Source organism: Achromobacter xylosoxidans A8 (genome assembly GCF_000165835.1).
Lineage (GTDB): Bacteria > Pseudomonadota > Gammaproteobacteria > Burkholderiales > Burkholderiaceae_B > Achromobacter > Achromobacter xylosoxidans_B.
Window position 1 is genome coordinate 2,455,549 of the sequence record NC_014640.1, and the last position, 17,874, is coordinate 2,473,422.

Annotated in this window: 15 protein-coding genes; 5 read left to right on the plus strand and 10 right to left on the minus strand. The window is 67.7% G+C overall.

The window, feature by feature from the left end:
* Window positions 1-57 precede the first annotated feature (57 nt).
* On the plus strand, window positions 58-1,155 hold the full coding sequence (locus AXYL_RS11520) for a c-type cytochrome (protein WP_013392960.1): 1,098 nt from the start codon (window positions 58-60) through the stop codon (window positions 1,153-1,155).
* A 10-nt stretch (window positions 1,156-1,165) separates the two neighbouring features.
* Here the strand turns inward: AXYL_RS11520 and AXYL_RS11525 are convergent, their stop codons facing one another.
* Window positions 1,166-2,008 carry a LysR family transcriptional regulator gene (locus AXYL_RS11525; protein WP_013392961.1) on the minus strand — a complete coding sequence of 281 codons (843 nt, stop codon included), beginning with the start codon at window positions 2,006-2,008 and terminating at the stop codon, window positions 1,166-1,168.
* 108 nt (window positions 2,009-2,116) lie between these two features.
* Here AXYL_RS11525 and AXYL_RS11530 point away from each other — a divergent pair, with 108 nt between their 5' ends.
* Window positions 2,117-3,100 carry a bile acid:sodium symporter family protein gene (locus AXYL_RS11530; protein WP_013392962.1) on the plus strand — a complete coding sequence of 328 codons (984 nt, stop codon included), beginning with the start codon at window positions 2,117-2,119 and terminating at the stop codon, window positions 3,098-3,100.
* Between the two features lie 34 nt (window positions 3,101-3,134).
* Here AXYL_RS11530 and AXYL_RS11535 read toward each other — a convergent pair whose 3' ends face one another.
* Window positions 3,135-3,524 carry a Rieske (2Fe-2S) protein gene (locus AXYL_RS11535; RefSeq protein WP_013392963.1) on the minus strand — a complete coding sequence of 130 codons (390 nt, stop codon included), beginning with the start codon at window positions 3,522-3,524 and terminating at the stop codon, window positions 3,135-3,137.
* A 52-nt stretch (window positions 3,525-3,576) separates the two neighbouring features.
* Window positions 3,577-5,382, minus strand: a complete 1,806-nt coding sequence (locus AXYL_RS11540; RefSeq protein ID WP_013392964.1) for an ABCB family ABC transporter ATP-binding protein/permease — start codon at window positions 5,380-5,382, stop codon at window positions 3,577-3,579.
* 342 nt (window positions 5,383-5,724) lie between these two features.
* On the opposite strand from AXYL_RS11540, the gene AXYL_RS11545 reads away from it, so the two are divergent.
* On the plus strand, window positions 5,725-6,552 hold the full coding sequence (locus AXYL_RS11545) for an aldo/keto reductase (RefSeq protein ID WP_013392965.1): 828 nt from the start codon (window positions 5,725-5,727) through the stop codon (window positions 6,550-6,552).
* Window positions 6,553-6,591: 39 nt separating this feature from the next.
* Here the strand turns inward: AXYL_RS11545 and AXYL_RS11550 are convergent, their stop codons facing one another.
* Window positions 6,592-6,777, minus strand: a complete 186-nt coding sequence (locus AXYL_RS11550; protein ID WP_013392966.1) for a hypothetical protein — start codon at window positions 6,775-6,777, stop codon at window positions 6,592-6,594.
* Window positions 6,774-7,949, minus strand: a complete 1,176-nt coding sequence (locus AXYL_RS11555) for a PepSY-associated TM helix domain-containing protein (RefSeq protein WP_013392967.1) — start codon at window positions 7,947-7,949, stop codon at window positions 6,774-6,776. The genes AXYL_RS11550 and AXYL_RS11555 overlap by 4 nt, the downstream gene beginning before the upstream one ends.
* Before the next feature lie 173 nt (window positions 7,950-8,122).
* Between AXYL_RS11555 and AXYL_RS11560 the strand changes: the two genes are divergently transcribed.
* Entirely contained in the window at window positions 8,123-8,836 is a 714-nt protein-coding gene (locus AXYL_RS11560; RefSeq protein WP_013392968.1) for a metallophosphoesterase, read from the plus strand.
* 36 nt (window positions 8,837-8,872) lie between these two features.
* Here AXYL_RS11560 and AXYL_RS11565 read toward each other — a convergent pair whose 3' ends face one another.
* Both AXYL_RS11565 and AXYL_RS11570 read right to left on the minus strand, forming a co-directional pair.
* Window positions 8,873-11,464, minus strand: a complete 2,592-nt coding sequence (locus AXYL_RS11565) for a penicillin-binding protein 1A (protein ID WP_013392969.1) — start codon at window positions 11,462-11,464, stop codon at window positions 8,873-8,875.
* 247 nt (window positions 11,465-11,711) lie between these two features.
* On the minus strand, window positions 11,712-12,512 hold the full coding sequence (locus AXYL_RS11570; protein WP_013392970.1) for an AraC family transcriptional regulator: 801 nt from the start codon (window positions 12,510-12,512) through the stop codon (window positions 11,712-11,714).
* 170 nt (window positions 12,513-12,682) lie between these two features.
* Here AXYL_RS11570 and AXYL_RS11575 point away from each other — a divergent pair, with 170 nt between their 5' ends.
* Window positions 12,683-13,927 carry an MFS transporter gene (locus tag AXYL_RS11575; RefSeq protein WP_013392971.1) on the plus strand — a complete coding sequence of 415 codons (1,245 nt, stop codon included), beginning with the start codon at window positions 12,683-12,685 and terminating at the stop codon, window positions 13,925-13,927.
* A gap of 120 nt (window positions 13,928-14,047) precedes the next feature.
* Here AXYL_RS11575 and pgaD read toward each other — a convergent pair whose 3' ends face one another.
* Genes pgaD through pgaB form a run of 3 tightly spaced genes read right to left on the minus strand, consistent with a single transcriptional unit; the run spans window position 14,048 to window position 17,861 of the window.
* Window positions 14,048-14,494, minus strand: coding sequence for a poly-beta-1,6-N-acetyl-D-glucosamine biosynthesis protein PgaD (gene pgaD / locus AXYL_RS11580; protein ID WP_013392972.1), 447 nt, complete (start codon window positions 14,492-14,494; stop codon window positions 14,048-14,050).
* Window positions 14,491-15,831: a poly-beta-1,6-N-acetyl-D-glucosamine synthase gene (pgaC, locus tag AXYL_RS11585; protein ID WP_013392973.1), complete on the minus strand. Its 1,341-nt coding sequence runs from the start codon at window positions 15,829-15,831 to the stop codon at window positions 14,491-14,493. The genes pgaD and pgaC overlap by 4 nt, the downstream gene beginning before the upstream one ends.
* Window positions 15,828-17,861: a poly-beta-1,6-N-acetyl-D-glucosamine N-deacetylase PgaB gene (gene pgaB, locus AXYL_RS11590; RefSeq protein WP_013392974.1), complete on the minus strand. Its 2,034-nt coding sequence runs from the start codon at window positions 17,859-17,861 to the stop codon at window positions 15,828-15,830. Before pgaB ends, pgaC begins: the two co-directional genes overlap by 4 nt.
* Window positions 17,862-17,874: the final 13 nt, after the last annotated feature.

Below are 17,874 nucleotides of genomic sequence, written 5' to 3' on the forward strand. Positions count from 1 at the left end.
GCGCGGCGTCAGCCGGCGGTCGCTTGTGCGGCTCGGCCGGCCCGGCGACGCGTTGCGGTGCTGCTGACGATCGGATTGGCCGCGTTGGCGCTGTTCCTGGCCGCAGCGATCTGGAGGTCGCTGGTCCAGGCTCCCGTACTGGCCTACTGGCCGTTCGCGTGGCGCTACGACCCGGACCTGCCCGTGAGTCCGCACACTTGGCGCCAGCTGTGGCTGGCGTTGGCGCAGTCGGCGGCGGCGCTGGCCTTGCTGTGCGGCGCGTTGTTCGCCAAGCGCCGGCGATTGGCATGGCTGGGCGCCGCCGCCGCGCTGGCGCTGCTGACCGACTGGCCGCGTCCGCAGATGTTGCTGACCGAGGCGCACAGTTCCTCCTATCAGCTTTCACCGCTGCCGTTTTCCGACGCCAACCTGCTGCAAGGCGGGCGGCTGTACCAGGCGCATTGCGCCGCATGCCATGGTGCGGCAGCCGATGGACGGGGCGAGCTCGCGGCCAGCCTGCCGGTGTGGCCCAGCGTGCTGGGACCGGCCCTGTTCCAGAACCGGTTGGAAGGGGAGCTGCACTGGCGCATCGCGCATGGCGGCCAGGAGCCTGCCGGCAAGCCCGTGATGCCCGCGTTCGGTGCAACGTTGAGTGCTGACGAGATTTGGCAGATGCTGGACTATCTGCGCTTGCGGGCCTATGGCGGCAGCGGCATGCCGGCAGTCGCTGCGCCGGTCGTCGATATCGTCTGCCGCGACGGTCGGGCGACCCGGCTCAGCGGCTTGCGCGGACTGCCCCTGCGGGTGATGGCGCAGGTACCGGACGCGTCCGACGAGCCGCAAGATCCGCGTCTGCTGACCGTGGCGCTGACGCGCGGCGAGACCCTGGACGTGGCTGCAGATTGCGTGGCTGCGGGCGTGGACGCCTGGAACGCCTACGCGCTGGCGGCGGGTGTGCTGCCCGGTGAACTGGCGGGCGCGCAGTTCATGGTCGACCGCCAGGGTTGGCTGCGCGCGCGCCGCCTGCCAGGCGCGGCGCCGGCCTGGACCAGCGCGGACGAGGTTTGCGGGCCGGGCGGGCGGATGGAGGGGGCGACGGCCCGAGGGCTGGGTGAGCTGCTGATGGCAATGGACCGTGCGCCCATTGCGATTCGAGATACGCGCCGCGAGCACTAGATGCCGCGCCTCAAGTCAGCGTGCTGCGCATCAAAATCTCGGTCAGTGCCCGCGTGGGCTTGTTGGGCGCGGGCGCCGAGATCACGATGAATTCCACCTGCGGCAGCGCCGGCAACTGCGCGGCGCCCGCCGGCGCGGCCAGCCCCGCGGTGGACAGATGCGAGGGCTGCACCGTGATGCCCAGGCCGGCGCGGGCGGCGGCCTGGCAGCCCGCGTAGCTGGTACTGGTGCACACGATCTGCCAACTACGGCCGGCGCGGGCCAGCGCGTCCAGCGTCAGGCTGCGCGTCACGCTGGGTTCGCGCAGCAGGATCAGCGGCAGCGGTTCGCCGGGCGCCACGCGCAGGCCTTCCTTGGCCTGCCACAGCAGGGCTTCCTTGTGCAGGGTCTGGCCGCGGCGGTCGCCCTTGCGGCGCTTGCCTATCATCACGTCCAGGCCGTTGTCGTCCAGCAGCTTGTAGAGCTCGCTGGTGACGCCGATGGTCAGGTCCAGTTCCACTTCGGGGTGGGCCAGCCGGAACGCGGCCAGCACGTCGGGCAGGGGACCCATCGCCAGGTCGTCCGAGGTGCCCAGGCGCACCCGCCCGCGCAGGCGGGGTGCGTCGAATAGGCGCTCGGCGCGTTCGTGCGCGTCCAGGATGATCTGGGCATGCACCAGCAGGCTGCGGCCGTCGCTGGTGAGCGCGAGCGAGTGCGTGTCGCGCTGGAAGAGGCGGCGGTTCAGGGCCTGCTCCAGCTGGCGGATGTGCTCGCTGACCGTAGGCTGGGTCAGGTCCAGCCGCCGGGCGGTTTCGGTGAAGCTGGGGGCGGCGGCGGCGGCCGTGAAGGTCTTGAGCCAGAGGGGATTGAGCATGGCGGCCTGGTCATAGAAGATTCCGATGACAGTTAAAGTACCTAGTGGTCTTCACGATGGCAAGAGGCGCGCCTATAGTTTTCCGCAACCTGTACGGAAACCTTTGCCATGCGCCGCTTCCTGCCCGACCAATTCACGCTCATCCTGATCGCCACGGTGGTCTTCGCCAGCTTCTTCCCGGCCGTGGGCCAGGGCGCGGCCTTCATGACAGTGGCCAGCAACATCGCCATTTCGCTGCTGTTCTTCCTGCATGGCGCGCGCCTGTCCACGGATGCCATCGTGGCGGGGGTGAAGGACGTGCGCCTGCATGCGCTGATCCTGGCCTGCACCTTCGTGCTCTTTCCGGCTCTGGGCCTGGGGCTGCGGGCGCTGTTTCCCAATCTGTTGACGCCGTCGCTGTGGCTGGGCGTGCTGTTCGTCTGCACCCTGTCTTCGACCGTGCAGTCGTCGATCGCCTTTACCTCCATGGCACGCGGTAACGTGCCGGGCGCGATCTGCGCGGCCACGGCGTCCAACCTGCTGGGCACCGTGCTGACGCCGCTGCTGGTGGCGGTGCTGCTGCACCGCCAGGGCGGCGGGCACGGGTTGGCCGATGCCGGCCGCATCCTGCTGCAGTTGCTGCTGCCGTTCGCGGTAGGCAGCCTGTTGCGGCCCTGGATCGGCGCCTGGGCCCAGCGCAACAACCGCACGCTGTCGAAAGTGGACCGCAGCTCCATCCTGCTGGCCGTCTACACCGCGTTCAGCGAGGCGGTGGCGCAGGGCATCTGGCACGCGTTCCCGCCGATCGACCTGGCCTCCATGGTGCTGGTCAACGCCTTGCTGCTGGGCACGGTGCTGCTGGTCACGACCTGGGGCAGCCGCAAGCTGGGGCTGTCGAAGGAAAACGAGATCACGCTGGTTTTCTGCGGCTCGAAGAAGTCGCTGGCATCGGGGATTCCGCTGGCCACCGTGCTGTTCGGCACCTCGCAGATGGGGGTGGTGGTGCTGCCGCTGATGATCTTCCACCAGATGCAACTGATGGTCTGCGCGGTGCTGGCGCGTCGCTACGCGGAACGGCAGGCGCCGGCTGAAGCCGCGGTGGCGCGGGCCTGAGGTCCGCGCAAGGGCTTTACCCGGGGGGACAGCCCTAGGCGGCCGCGTCTCCCAAAGGACGGATCTTGCCGGCCGGCTGCCAATAGACCGCGCCGTCGCGTTCTTCGACCGCCAGCACGGTCAGGCGGCCATTCTTACAGGGGCCGCCCACGCACAGGCCGGTGTCGGGCTGGTAGGTGGCGCCGTGGCGCGCGCACATGATCAGGTCGCCGGCGCGGGTGAAGAAGCTGCCTTCCCAATCCAGTTCCACGCCCACGTGGGCGCAGCGGTTCAGGTAACCATGCACGCGGTCCTGGTAGCGCACGAAGAACGCGGTGGTCCGGCCTGCGGCGTCGGACACGGGAATTTTCACGCCCAGGCCGCCGTTGGCGAGCTCAGCGGAGGCGCAGACGCGGACGGCGGGGGCGGGGGTCGGATCCTGCATGGGTGGCCTGGAATGCAAAAGGGTGCGATGTTCGGACAGGGCGTCGGGCTTGTCAATCCGGCGCGCCGGCCTGGGAGCTTTCCTGCTGGCGGGCCCACATGCCGGCGTAGACGCCGCCGTGCGCCAGCAGTTGCGGATGGCGGCCGCGTTCGACGATGCGGCCCTCGCCCAGCACGATGATCTCGTCCGCGTCCGCCACGGTGGACAGGCGGTGGGCGATGATGAGGGTGCTGCGGCCCTGGCTGACTTCGCGCAGATTGGCCTGGATCTCACGTTCGGTGTGGCTGTCCAGCGCGCTGGTGGCCTCGTCGAACAGGAAGATGGCGGGATTCTTCAGGATGGTGCGGGCGATCGCCACGCGCTGCTTTTCGCCGCCGGACAGCTTCAGCCCGCGTTCGCCGACCATGGTCTGGTAGCCGTCCGGCATGGCCATGATCAGGTCGTGGATGTGCGCCAGGCGCGCCGCCGCCTGGATCTCGCCCTCGGTGGCGCCGGGACGGCCGTAGCCGATGTTGTAGAGGATGGTGTCGTTGAACAGCACGGTGTCCTGCGGCACGACGCCGATCGCGGCCCGCAGGCTGGCTTGCGTCACTTCGCGCACGTCCTGACCGTCGATGAGGATGGCGCCGCCATCGGCGTCATAGAAGCGGAACAGCAGGCGCGCGATGGTCGATTTTCCGGCGCCCGAGGTGCCGACGACGGCCACGGTCCTGCCGGCCGGGATGGTGAAGCTGACGCCCTTCAGGATGGGCCGGCGCGTGTCGTAGCCGAAATGCACGTCGCGGAATTCCACCTCGCCGCCGGTCACGCGCAGCGGCTGGGCATCGGGCCGGTCGGCCACTTCGCGGTCTTGTCCCAGCAGTTCGAACATGCGCTCCATGTCGATGATGGCCTGCTTGATCTCGCGGTACACGAAGCCGAAGAAGCTCAGCGGCTGGTACAGCTGCAGCAGGTAGGTGTTGACCAGGACGAAATCGCCCAGCGTGTAGCGGCCCTCGGCGATGCCGGTGGCGGCCATCCACATGACCAGGGTCAGGCCCACCGAGATGATGGCGGCCTGGCCGACGTTGAGGACGGACAGGCTGACCTGGCTGCGCACGGCGGCGCGCTCGTAGCGGGTGAGCGAGGCGTCGTAGCGGCGGGCCTCATGCTCTTCGTTGCCGAAGTACTTGACCGTTTCGTAGTTCAGCAGGCTCTCGATGGCCTTGGTGTTGGCTTCGGAGTCGGTTTCGTTCATCTGGCGCCGGAACTTGGCGCGCCATTCCGTGACCAGCAGCGTATACGCCATGTACAGCGTGACGGTGGCGCCGGTGGCCAGCGCCAGCCAGATGTCGAACATCTTCCACAGCACGATACAGACCAGCCCGATTTCGAAGAAGGTCGGCAGAATGCTGAAGAGCAGGAACGACAGCAGGGTCTGGATGCCCTTGGTGCCGCGTTCGATGGCGCGGTTCAGGCCGCCGGTCTGGCGCGTCAGGTGAAAGCGCAGCGACAGTGCGTGCAGGTGGCGAAAGACCTGCAGCCCGACCGCGCGGATGGCGTGCTGCCCGACCCGGGCGAAGATGGCATCGCGCAGCTCCGAGAACAGCAGCGACAGCACCCGGGCGGTGCCATAGGCCAGGATCAGGCCCAGCGGCACCGTGACGGCCCCCGGCGCGCCCTTGCCCAATTCGTCGATGGCCTGCTTGTACAGCAGGGGGACATAGACCGTGGCCGCCTTGGCCGCGAACAGGCATAGCAGGGCTGCGACGACGCGCGCCTTCAGACCAGTTTCGCCGGGCGGCCAGAGATAGGGGAAAAGGGTGCGCAGGGTGGAGAAACCGCCGCGGCGCTCGGGCCGCGTGTCAGGAGCGTTCATGGTCAGGGCCGGGAGGGTTATGCATGGGCCGGCGGGCCGTCGGAAGCGCATTATCGGCTACGGGCGGCATTTCTGCCGTGGGGCCGCGCCAGGGGCGGGAATAGCTGCTTTGGCGGGGGGCATTCAAGGAATTGGCGGCCGTGGGGGTATTATCGGCCTCACGGCCCCTGGGATGTGTGCACCTCTCCCGGGGGTTTTCAATCCGGCACGGTGACTCGGGCGCAGCCTGGCGGGCCCGTTCTTTACTATCTCAACCAAGGACGAAGCCTGGCTGCCCCTTGGTTGCGCGACCCGGCGCATATTCGCCGCGCGGACGTCGCGTCGCAAGCTACGGAGGTTCTTATGGCGAAAGTACCCGCAGTGAAATTGAACGACGGCGGCAAGATTCCCCAGCTGGGCCTGGGCGTCTGGCAGGTGCCGAACGATCAGGCGGCCGCAAGCGTGAAAGAGGCGCTGGCGGCCGGCTACCGCTCGGTGGACACCGCGGCCATCTATGGCAACGAGGCTGGCGTGGGCGAGGGCCTGCGCGCGGCCGGCGTGGCCCGCAAGGATCTGTACGTCACGACCAAGCTCTGGAACGACAGGCACGGCTACGACGAGGCCCACAAAGCCATGGACGAGAGCCTGGAAAAACTGGGCCTGGCCTATGTGGACCTGTACCTGATCCATTGGCCCGTGGCTGGCAGCACCAAGTTCGTGGATGCCTGGAAGGCCATGATCGAAATGAAGGAAGACGGCCGCGCGCGTTCGATCGGCGTGTCCAATTTCACCCAGGCCAACCTGGAACGGTTGATCGACGCCTCCGGCGTGACGCCGGCGGTCAATCAGGTCGAACTGCACCCCGGCTTCACCCAGCGCGCGCTGCGGGACTTCCATGCCAGGCACGGCATCGCGACGGAGTCATGGAGCCCCCTGGCCCAGGGCGGCGTGGCGAAGGACAAGGTCATCCTGGACCTGGCGCAGAAGCACGGCAAGTCGCCCGCCCAGGTGACGCTGCGCTGGCACCTGCAGAACGATCTGATCGTGATTCCGAAGTCGGTGACGCCGGCCCGCATCCGCGAGAACATCGATGTCTTCGACTTCGAGCTGTCGGCGGCGGACATGGCCGCCATCGACGGTATCAAGGAAGGCGGACGCCTGGGGCCGGACCCGGAAGTGTTTGGCAAGTAGCCGTGTTGCGCGCGGGCGGCGCCTGGCGCGCCGCGCGCGCTACGGTTTCAGCGGAAACACCCAATAGCGTGCGATCACCGCCAGCAGGATGGCCAGGGAAGTCCAGGACGCCCAGTGCCAGCCTCCCGTGCCCAGCAGGGCGGCCAGCAAGCCGAACACGCTGAGCACGCCCAGCAGGATCGGGGCGCCCCAGACAAACATGAAACCACGGGCTGTCTTGCTCATGCGGGAGTCCTTTTGGGGATGGCGGCGGCTTGGTGTTTGCGCACGAGTTCGGCGATGCGCGCTTCGGTGGCGCGGCGGCGGGCCAGCCAGAGATAGAGGCCGCTGACCAGGACCACGATCGTGATGACGTCCAGCAGCGCCCAGATGATTTTCAAGGGCAGGCCGCCATAGTCGCCGAAGTGCAGCGGGCGCGAGACTTCCAGCGCGGTCAGGTACCAGGGCATCTTGGCCACGGTGGTCAGTTCGCCGGTCTTGCCGTCCACCAGCACGGGCGTGTTCAGCTTGGAGGTCAGCGGCGTGTCGCCGCGCATCCAGGTGATGTAGTGGTGGGGGCTGCCGAAGGCGTTGCCGGGGAAGGCGATGAAGGACACTTCGTTGCCGGGCAGGGCCTTGCGGGCCGTATCGGCGGCGGCATGGGCCGATGCCAGCTCGGTGGGCACGCTCTGGCCCTTGTAGGGTTCCAGGATGCGCACCAGTTCGGTCGACTGCCACAGGCGGAACAGCGGCGTGGACAGCTCATTGATCACGCCAGTGATGCCCACTACGAAGGCCCAGACCAGCGTCACGATACCCAGCAGATTATGCAGGTCCAGCCATTTCAGGCGGGTGGAGCGGGTGGCGCGCACGGTGCCGAATTCCAGCTTCTTCATGAAGGGGCCGTAGAGCACCACGCCGGAAACGATGGCCACGCAGAACAGCAGCCCCATGAAGCCCAGGAACAGCTCGCCGGGCAACCCCGCGAACAGGTCCACGTGCAGCGCCAGCATGATGCCCATGAAGGAAAACTTGTCCTGCGTGTAGAGCGGGCCGTCCAGCAGCACGTCGCCGGTGCGCGCGTCCATGCGCACGGCGTGGCCGGACACCTGGCCGTCGCCGGGCGTTTTCGCCATGCCCACATAGACTTGCGGCTCGTCGGGGTCGAAGAACAGGTAGTCGACGACTTCGCCCGGATACATGGCGCGGGCGCTGTCGACCAACTGGTCGAGGTTGGCGCGAGGGGTCGAGGCCGGCACGTCGGACAGCGGCTTGCCATCGTCGAGCCAGTGTTCGATCTCGTGGTGAAACACCAGAGGCAAACCGGTAAGACAGATGATGAGCAGGAAGATCGTGCAGACCAGGCTGGTCCATTTGTGGACCAGGTACCAGGTTTTGATGGTGGACGCGGCAGTCATGGGGGGCGGGCCCTTGCAGGCGCGGGTTGGAGAAAACTGGATATTATCGCGAATAATATCGATTCTCGTAACCAAATTTTGACCATGGCCTTGCTAGGGGGGGCAGCCGGGTGGGCTTGAAAGCGGGTTAAAAAGAGGGATCCAGCATCAACCCAGTGGCAGTCCTGATCATCATGGAGCAGCGTTTTCTCAAAGTCCCGCGCAACCAGCTAGGCCGCGATTTTGCGGTGGGCGACCTGCATGGGCATTTTTCCCGCCTGCAGGAAAGCCTGGACCAGTTGGGCTTCGATCCGTCCCGGGATCGATTGTTTTCCGTCGGCGACCTGGTGGACCGCGGTCCGGAAAGCGAGGCCGCGCTGGAATGGCTGGCCCGGCCCTGGTTCCACGCGGTCCAGGGCAATCACGAGGATTACGCGATCCGCCACGTACGCACCGGGCAGGTGGACGTGGACAACTGGCGCGGCTACGGCGGCGGCTGGTTCCTGGACCTGCCCTCGGATCGGCAGCAGGTGTTCGCCGAGGCCTTCGCGCAATTGCCTATCGCCATCGAGGTTGAAACGCTGGAAGGGGCAGTGGGGCTGCTGCATGCCGATTGTCCTGTGCTGTTCTGGCCGCGGCTGGAATCCGCCTTGCAGGACCGCTACCGGCGCACCAGCGCTGCATGCCAGTGGTCGCGCGACCGCCTGCGGCAGATGGACCGCACCGGCATCCGGGGCGTACGGGCGGTGGTGGCCGGGCACACGCCGGTGCCGGCGCCCTTGCTCTTGGGCAACGTCTATCACATCGACACCGAGGGCTGGAAATCCGGCTACTTCACCTTCCTGGACCTGGAATCCCTGCAGGCCTGGCCGCGCGAGGTCGTGACCGAACTCGCGGAGCAGGAATAGCAGGCTTGAATTCCCGGCGGCTGGCGCCGGGACCGGTTACAGCGGCCGGGCGGCCACCGGTCCGGCGCCGCTGACGGCGCTGGCGCGGGCAGGGGTGTCGGCGTCCACGCGCGGCACGGGGATGGGCGGGATGACAGGCACATTGCCGGCCGGCGCGCCGCCCGCGGGCGCCACGGGGACGGGCAGGGCCACGGGCGGTTGGCCAGGACTGCTCTGCGGCACGGCGCCGCTGGGTGGCAAGGGCTTGACCGAAGTGTCCACGCCGTCCGTCGAACGGTTGTTGTTCAGGAAATCGGTCAGCGCATCGCCCGAGGACAGGTCCAGCGAGGCCACGGCCTGGCCCGGCGGGAACTCCGCGAAATAGTATTCGCCGTTGTCCACGATGAGGCCGTCCGGGCGCGGCGCGGGTTTGGTTTCGGGCACGCCCTTCAAGGCCGGCTGCATGTAGTCCAGCCAGGTGCTCAGGGCCAGGCCGCTGCCGAATTCGTTGGTGCCCAGCGACTTGGGCTGATCAAAGCCCATCCAGACCGTGGTGGCCAGGCCGGACGTGAAGCCGGAGAACCAGACGTCCACGGCCTCGTTGGTGGTGCCGGTCTTGCCGCCGATGTCATTGCGTTTGAGCACCTGGTGCGCGCGGGCGGCGGTGCCGCTGACCGTCACGCCGCGCAGGATGTCGTCCATGACCCAGGCGGTGCGGGGATCGATGGCGCGCGCCTGCTCGTCGCCGGCGACCACCGGCTGCGCCTTCATCAACACGTTGCCCGACCGGTCCGTGACGTGGTCGACCAGGTAGGGGGTGACGCGGTAGCCGCCGTTGGCGAACACGCTGTAGCCGTTGACCACCTGCAGCGGCGTGGCGCCGCCCGCGCCCAGGGCCAGCGGCAGCACGGCCGGCCAGCGCGACTTGTCGAAGCCGAAGCGGGTCAGGTAGTCCTGGGCATACTGCGGCGAAATGGCCTGCAGGATGCGGATCGACACCATGTTCTTGGAACGCATGAGGCCCTGGCGCAAGGTCAGCATGGGTTCGTACTTGTTGCCGTCGTTCTTGGGCTGCCAGGCCTTGGAGCCGGTCTGCTCCGCGGTCAGCATGAAGGGCTGGTCGGAGATCTGCGTGGCCGGGGTCAGGCCGCGCTCCAGCGCCGCGGCGTAGACGAAGGGCTTGATGTTGGAGCCGGGCTGGCGCCAGGCCTGCGTTACGCGGTTGAAGCCGCCGCGGTTGTAGTCGAAGCCGCCGATCATGGCGCGAATGGCGCCGTCCTGGGGCACCATCGAGACCAGCGCCGCCTGCAACGTCGGCATGTTGATGATTTCCCAGCTGTCGCCGTTCTTGTGGATATAGACCACCGAACCGCGGCGCAGGCGCTGGCTGTCGCTGGCCTTGGGATTGAGCGCGCGGGCCACCACTGCCAGCGCCTTCTTGTCGCTGATGGTGATGATGTCGCGCGCGCTGCGCGCCAGTGTCACTTCGGTGGGGCTGGCGGCCAGCACCACGGCGGTCAGCAGGTCTTCGCTGTCAGGCGTCTTTTCCTGCACGCCGTCGAGGATCTCGTCCAGCGCGGCAGCGTCCTGCTCGACGCCGTCGGGCAGGTCGATCTGGTCTTCCGGGCCGGGATACACGGCGCGGCGGGTGTAGTCCATGACGCCGTCGCGCACGGCGCGGTAGGCGGCTTCCTGGTCCTTGGAATCGATGGTGGTGTAGACATCGATGCCCTTGGAGTAGGTCTGTTCCTGGAACACGCCGTACATCAGCTGGCGCGCCAGTTCGGCCGGGTAGTCGCCATGGATGGCGAAGCCGCGCGCGCTGGCGCCGTCCGCGCCGCGGATGGTGAGGCGCTGCTTGAGCGCTTCATCGGCCTGTTCGGGCGTGAGGTAGCCCAGCGTCTTCATGCGGCCCAGCACGTAGTGCTGGCGGATCTCGGCGCGCGGGAAATTGGTGATGGGGTTGAAGCGCGACGGCGCCTTGGGGATGCCGGCGAGCATCGCGGCCTCGGCCGGCGTCACTTCCGACAAGGGCTTGCCGAGATAGGTGCGCGAGGCGGCCGCGAAACCATAGGCGCGATGGCCCAGGTAGATCTGGTTCATGTAGAGCTCAAGGATCTGGTCCTTGGAAAGCTCGGATTCGATCTTGAAAGTGAGCAGCAGCTCGTAGAACTTGCGCGAATAGGTCTTTTCCGACGACAGGTAGAAGTTGCGCGCCACCTGCATCGTGATGGTGCTGCCGCCCTGGCTCTTGGAACCCTTGACGAGGTTGGTCAGCACCGCGCGCGCCACGCCCATCCAGTCGACGCCGCCATGGCTGTAGAAGCGGTCGTCCTCGGCCGCCAGCACCGCCTGGCGCATCACCGGCGGGATCTCGTCAAAGCGCAGTACGTTGCGGTGTTCTTCGCCGTATTCGCCGATCAGCACCTTGTCCGCCGTATAGATGCGCAGCGGCACCCGCGGGCGGTAGTCTGTCATGGCGTGCAGGTCGGGCAGGCTGGGCCAGGCCAGGGCCAGCGCCAGGCCGAGCGCGATGCCACCGCACACGGCGGCGCCGCCGGCGGCTACGCCAGCCTTGATCAGGATTCGTTTCCAGGGGAGGCCCGGTTTGCCGCCCGGGGTGGCGGAGGATTGCTGGGGGGTGCTCATTGCAGGCGATTCTAGGGCAGAACGCTATAGACCGCCCAGGGAGCAATAAGGTTTCGGTAACCAAACTTGCCCGGGGGGCGGAAGCAGCGCAAATGCCGGGGGAATTCAGGGACGGGTTCCAGCATACGCCCGGCGCGGCTTTGTCGCGGTGCTGCGCTGCGGGAACGCACTGAAATGTATTGCGGGCCGTGACAAACGGCAAGTCCGGTTGCACGCGTCAGCCGCTTTTTAGTTAGCCGTTCTTCAGTCAGCTGTTCTTCAGGTAACCCTGCGGCGGGGCGCCCAGCGCCCGGTGGAACATGGCCGAGAAGGCGCTGGCGCTGCGGTAGCCCAGGTCGGAGGCGATGCGCGCGACCGGCACGCCCTGCGATAGCCGGCACACCGCCTCGGCCAGCCGGACCTGCTGCACCCACTGCCGGTAGTTCAGCCCCAGTTCCGCCTGGAACAGGCGGATCAGCGTGCGTGCGCTGGCGCCGACTTCGTCGCCCCAGTCCTCGATGCCGCGTTGCAGCCCGGGATCGTCCAGGATCGCCGCGCAGATGGTCTGCAGGCGGCGGTCGCGCGGCCAGGGGATCTGCAGCGGCGCGACGCGCGCGGCGGCCAGCTCGGACAGGACCAGGGCGGCGATCTGCTCCGCCCGGCCGCCCAGCGGGTACTCGATGGGTTCGGCGGTCAGCGCCAGGATCAGTTCGCGCAGCAGGCCGCTGACCTCGACCACCTGGCATTGCGGCCAGTAGCCGCAGGCGGTCTCGGCTTCGAGGTAGAGCGAGCGCATGGACACCGCGCCCACCATGTCCACGCCATGCGGCACGCCCGCCGGCACCCATAGCGCGCGCAGCGGCGGCAGGGCCCAGAAGCCGCTGGGGGTGGTGACGCGCATCACGCCTTCGACCGCGTAGACCAGCTGGGCGCGCGGGTGGGAATGGGTGCCCGTCCGGGTGCCGGGCGGGAATTCCTTGGCCATGGCCGTCACCGCGCGCGGCCGGTGCTGGTAGTCCTGCGGATTGACGCTGCGGGTGGGATCGGTCAAAAGCAGTCGGGCGGGCATGCGTGTCACTTCCGGCGTAAGGATGAGAGAGTCGGCTCAAGTGCGGTTTCCGTATTTTGTCACTTAAACGACGAAAGTTGGCATATGGGATCCGGCCCGGATTCCTACACTGGCAGCAGGTCTCGGCACGGTGCCGGGCATGCCCATCCCCTTATTCGCGTCCGTCGCTCATGAATCCACCCCAGAACCCTGCCGCCGGCATCGCCGACGCCAACACGGCCCCCCCGTCAGCCGCCTCGTCGGATCCGTCCACCGCTTTCAAGGTGCTGGGCGCGATCAGCGTGGCGCACCTGATGAACGACATGATCCAGTCGATCCTGTTGGCCATCTATCCCATGCTGAAGGATTCATTCAGCCTGTCGTTCGCGCAGATCGGCCTGATCACGCTGGTCTACCAGCTTGCGGCCTCGCTGTTGCAGCCCTTCATCGGTTTCTACACGGACCGCAATCCCAAGCCGTATTCGCTGCCGGTGGGCATGGGCTTCACCCTGGTGGGGCTGCTGCTGCTGTCGATGGCGCCGTCGTTCGGCTGGCTGCTGGTGGCCGCGGTGCTGGTGGGCACGGGTTCGTCGGTGTTCCATCCGGAATCCTCGCGGGTGGCGCGCATGGCGTCCGGCGGGCGTCACGGCCTGGCGCAGTCGCTGTTCCAGGTGGGCGGCAACGTGGGTTCGGCGCTGGGGCCGCTGTTGGCCGCGCTCTTCATCATTCCGCACGGACAGCGCAGCGTGGCGTGGTTTTCGCTGGCGGCGCTGTTCGGCATTGTGGTGCTGACCGGCATCGGCCGCTGGTACAGCGCCAACCGCGTCCGGCTCAAACCGCGCGCGCGGCGCGAGGGGGCCGGTCACGGGCTGTCGCGCAATCAGGTGCTGGGCGCGCTCGTGGTGCTGGGCGTGCTGGTGTTCTCCAAGTATTTCTACCTGGCCAGCCTGAACAGTTACTTCACGTTCTACCTGATCGACAAGTTCGCGTTGTCGGTGCGCGAGGCGCAGCTCTACCTGTTCCTGTTCCTGGCCGCGGTGGCGGTGGGCACGGTGGTGGGCGGCCCGGTCGGCGACCGCATCGGCCGCAAGATCGTGATCTGGGTGTCGATCCTGGGCGTGGCGCCGTTCACGCTGCTTTTGCCCTACATGAACCTGTTCTGGACGGGCGTGCTGGTGGTGATAATCGGCATGGTGCTGGCCTCGGCTTTCTCGGCCATCGTGGTCTACGCGCAGGAGCTGGTGCCGGGCAAGGTGGGGATGATCGCCGGCCTGTTCTTCGGCTTCGCTTTCGGCATGGGCGGCGTGGGCGCCGCGGCGCTGGGCAAGCTGGCCGACGCGACCAGCATAGGCTACGTGTACCAGGTCTGCGCCTATCTGCCCTTGCTGGGCGTGGTGGCGATCCTGTTGCCGAATGTGGAGAAGGCGCGCCGCTGAGGGCGGGCGCCAAGTGTGGAGCAGGCGCGTCGCCGAGCACAAAGGGCGGGTGCGGCGCGGGCGCCAGACCGGGTAGCGGGAAGGCCGCGCGCGGCGCCCGCTATCCCGTAGAGGGGGAAGTCAGCCCGCCCGCAAGGCGCTCAGGTGAGGGCGGCCCATTTCGATGCTGGTGATGTCTCCGCCCGCGCCGTGATGGATGATGCAGGTGTGCGCCGACCGCACCTGCATCAGCTGGGCCGGGCTGATCGCGAAGCTGCTTGCCACGCGGCGGTCGCCCACCGGCTTGATCGGCTTGCGGCGGTCGCGGCCGGCGAACTTGCGGTGGTTGTAGACGGCCCAGGCCACCAGCACGCCGGCGTTGATCAGCGCCAGCAGGGCATAGCCCCACAGCGTGTGCACGGTGGGCAGGAACACCGGCCACAGCGAGACATCGGGGCCGCCCGCGGCGGCGCGCAGGATCGCCAGAATGCCGGCGCCGAACAGATACACGAAGGCGAACCAGCCGATGGCGGTCAGGACCAGGTCGAACAGATAGCCTGCGCGGGAACGTTGCGTGGTGATGATCATGACGTTGCGTCCGGTGATTTGATGCCCCGGTCCGGGCTGGTCCAGCGCGCGCGGCGGGCCTGCTTGCGGAGCATGACTTTGGGGAAGCTGACCAGGGTGGTGAACAGGCTCACCATCCAGAAGGCCAGCGGATACCAGATGACCCAGTACAACGAGCGGGCGAGGCCCGGCTCGTAGCGGCGGTCGATCAGGATGCTGACGACGAACTGCAGCAGGCAGACCACCGCCAGCATCATGCCGGTGAAGGCGGGCGGCATCAGGCTGGCGATCTGCATGTTGTTGGGCAGCGTGATCACCTGGCTGAGGGCCCACAGCAGCACCGACACGCCGAAGGCGAAGGCCCAGGCGGTGGACAGGCAGAACTCGGCCATCAGCGGCCACAGGCGGCGATGGCGCCAGACCCAGATGGAGCGCAGGTTTTTCAGGAAGACCTCGGCGCCGCCCTGGGCCCAACGCAGCCGCTGCTTCCACAGTCCGCGCAGGGTTTCGGGCATCAGGATCCAGCACAGGCCGCGCGGCTCGTAGAAGATCGACCAGTGGTCGCGTTGCAGCTTCCAGCTGATGTCGATGTCCTCGGTGATCATGTCCAGGCTCCAATAGCCCACGCGGTCCAGCGCCGCGCGCCGGAAGGCGGCAACCACGCCGGACACCGTGAACACCTGGCCGTAGACGCGCTGGGTGCGTTTGATCAGGCCGATGATGGACGAGAACTCGCCCACCTGGATGCGCCCGATCATGGTGGAGCGGGTGCGGATGCGCGGGTTGCCGGTTACCGCGCCCACGCGCGGATTGTCGATCAGCGGCGCCACCAGATAGGCGGCCGCGTCCGGGTCCAGCATGGCGTCGCCGTCGATGCAGACCAGGTATTCGCTGCGCGCGGCCATGGCGCCCATGCGCAGGGCCATGGCCTTGCCTTGGTTCTGCGCCAGATGCACCACGCGCAGCCGCGGATGGGCGGCGGCCATGCGGTCCAGCATCGCGGCGGTGCCGTCGCTGGAACCATCATTGATGGCGATGACCTCGATGTGCGGATAGTTCTGGCCCAACGCCGCCAACAGTGTCTCTTCGCCGTTGTCGGCCTCGTTGTAGCAGGGCACCAGGATGGACACCAGCGGATTGCCGGCCAGGGCCGGCGGCTGGCTGTCCTTGCCCCATTTCCAGTGCCGCTCCCAATGCCACCAGAAATAGATGCCGCCGGCCATCCACATGCCGGACATGAACAGCGGATAGAAGAACACGAAGCCCAGCAGCGCCTCGCCGGTCAGCATCAGGGTGAAGCCGAAGGGCGCGCCAAGCACCGCGCAGAGAATCAGCAGAGCAATCAGACGGTCTATCATCGGAGGGGGTACCAGGCTTCGGAAATGGCGGGCCGGATGCCTTGCAGCCGGGGCTGGTCTTGCGAGAAATCGTCGGGGTAGTAGCCGAAACTGCGCGAGCCGCGCAGCTGCAGCCGCTTCATCCAGCCGGCCAGCACGGCCGTGTCGACCGGCGTGGCCTCTGGGCGGCCGGGGCCGGTGCGCCAATCGCGCGCCTGCAGTTCGAACACGGTCTTGTCCAGCGCGCCGGGGCGCTGCGCGACGGTGTCGACCAACCGGTCGAGCCAGGCGTTTTCCTTGCCTGCCGGCACGTTCTCCATCAGCGGCATCGCCATCGGCGCGGTCCAGTCGTAGGCGCCGAGGAAATCGTCCAGGTTCTGCGCGAACCAGGTTTCGCTGTCGGGGTTCAGGATGGGTTCGGCGAAGATGTTGCGGGCGGTCTTGATCTGCGGACCGCGCACCGCGCGCACCCGCTGCGTCAGTTCCGCGGTGAAGTCCACCAGCGCGCGGCTCTTGTAGCGGGTCCAGCGTTGCAGGGTGTCGGGATCCGCGCGCAATTCGGCGATGCTGCCTGGCAGGCCCGCGGCCCGGTAGGCGGCCAGTGCGCCGGGGCTGGCGTCCTCGAAGTCCGACAGCAGCGCGTCGTCATGGAACAGGATGCCGTCGAAGATCGCGTAGCGGGACAGGTCCTCGTACAGGTCGCCGATGCGCGCACGCACGGTGGCGTCGAACGGCGACAGGCGGCGGTACTGGTCGGGATCCGGCTCTACCTGCGCCTGGCCTTCCTGCCAGCGCGTGACGCGGGGCAGGGCGGGATCCAGGTCGAAGGACAGCACCGGCATCCAGGCGTAGACCATCACGTTGGCGCGGTTGTGCAGTTGCCAGGCGGCGCGGTTGAACAAGTCGGCGCGCATCGGCAGCCAGCGGTTGGGGAAGTAGACCGACTTCACCAGGCCGTCGCCCACGGGGTCCGAATAGGCCTGCAGGAACACCGTGTTGATCTGCATGTCCAGGATGCGCTGCACCAGCTCGCCCAGGTTGCGGTCGGTCTGCGCCGGGTCCGGGTCGTAGACGTAGTCCAGGTCCACGTGCGCCACGCGCATGAAGGGCTGGGCCTCCATGCCGACCACGCTGTTGGCGAAGGGCTTGAGCGTGGGGTCGCTGGACAGCAGCAGGCGCGGCGTGGACATCAGGCGGCCGACGCGGCCCGGACCATCCTCCAGCGTCAGCGCCAGCTGATAGCCGTGCTCGGCGGTGATGCGCAGGGTGGAGCCGCCTTCGGCGCCGTAGGGCCAGACCCACACGCGCGGCTTCTTGCCAGTGGCGCGGCGGATCTTCTCCGTGATGGCGGCGACGTCGCCGCCCATGCGGGCCTCGAACTGCGCCTCGGTCTCGTAGCGGCGGGTTTGCGCGTCATAGGCGCGGATGGCGGCGGCCGGCTCGGTATTGCCCTGCGGGTTGGCCAGCGCGCCGTAGTGCGAGGCGTTGGTGTGCGCGGCGATCTCCACCAGTCCCGAGCGCGAGATCTCGCGGATCTCGTCCCAGTTCAGGAAGCGCTTGCGGTCTTCGGGGCTGCCGCCGAAGTCGACGCGCTGGTCGGCCGGCGTATCCATCCAGATACCGACCGGCGCCAGCAGCGCGGGCCATTGGTAGGCTTTCAGGATGGGCAGCACGCGGGTATAGAAGCTGCGGTAGCCGTCGTCGAAGGACAGCAGCACGGCGCGCTCGGGCAGCGGCTTGCCGCCCTGGCGCGCGGCCAGGATCTGGTCCACGGTCACGGCCTGGTAGCCGTTGGCGCGCAGCCAGGCCAGCTGCTCCACCAGACGGTCGGTGCGCACGCTGAGAAAGCCCTGGTCGGGATCGTCGTCTTCCACGTCGTGGTAGGCCAGGGCCAGGAATTGGCCCTGGACCCAGGGCTGTTCGGCGGGGGCGAGCGGGCGCTGGTCCGGCGGCGTGTAGACCGGGATGTCCTTGGCGCAGGCAGTCAGCGCCAGGATCGCGAGCAGCAGCAGGCCGGCCAGGATCAGGCGGGTATGGGTTTTAAGCATCATGGCGTTACTCGGT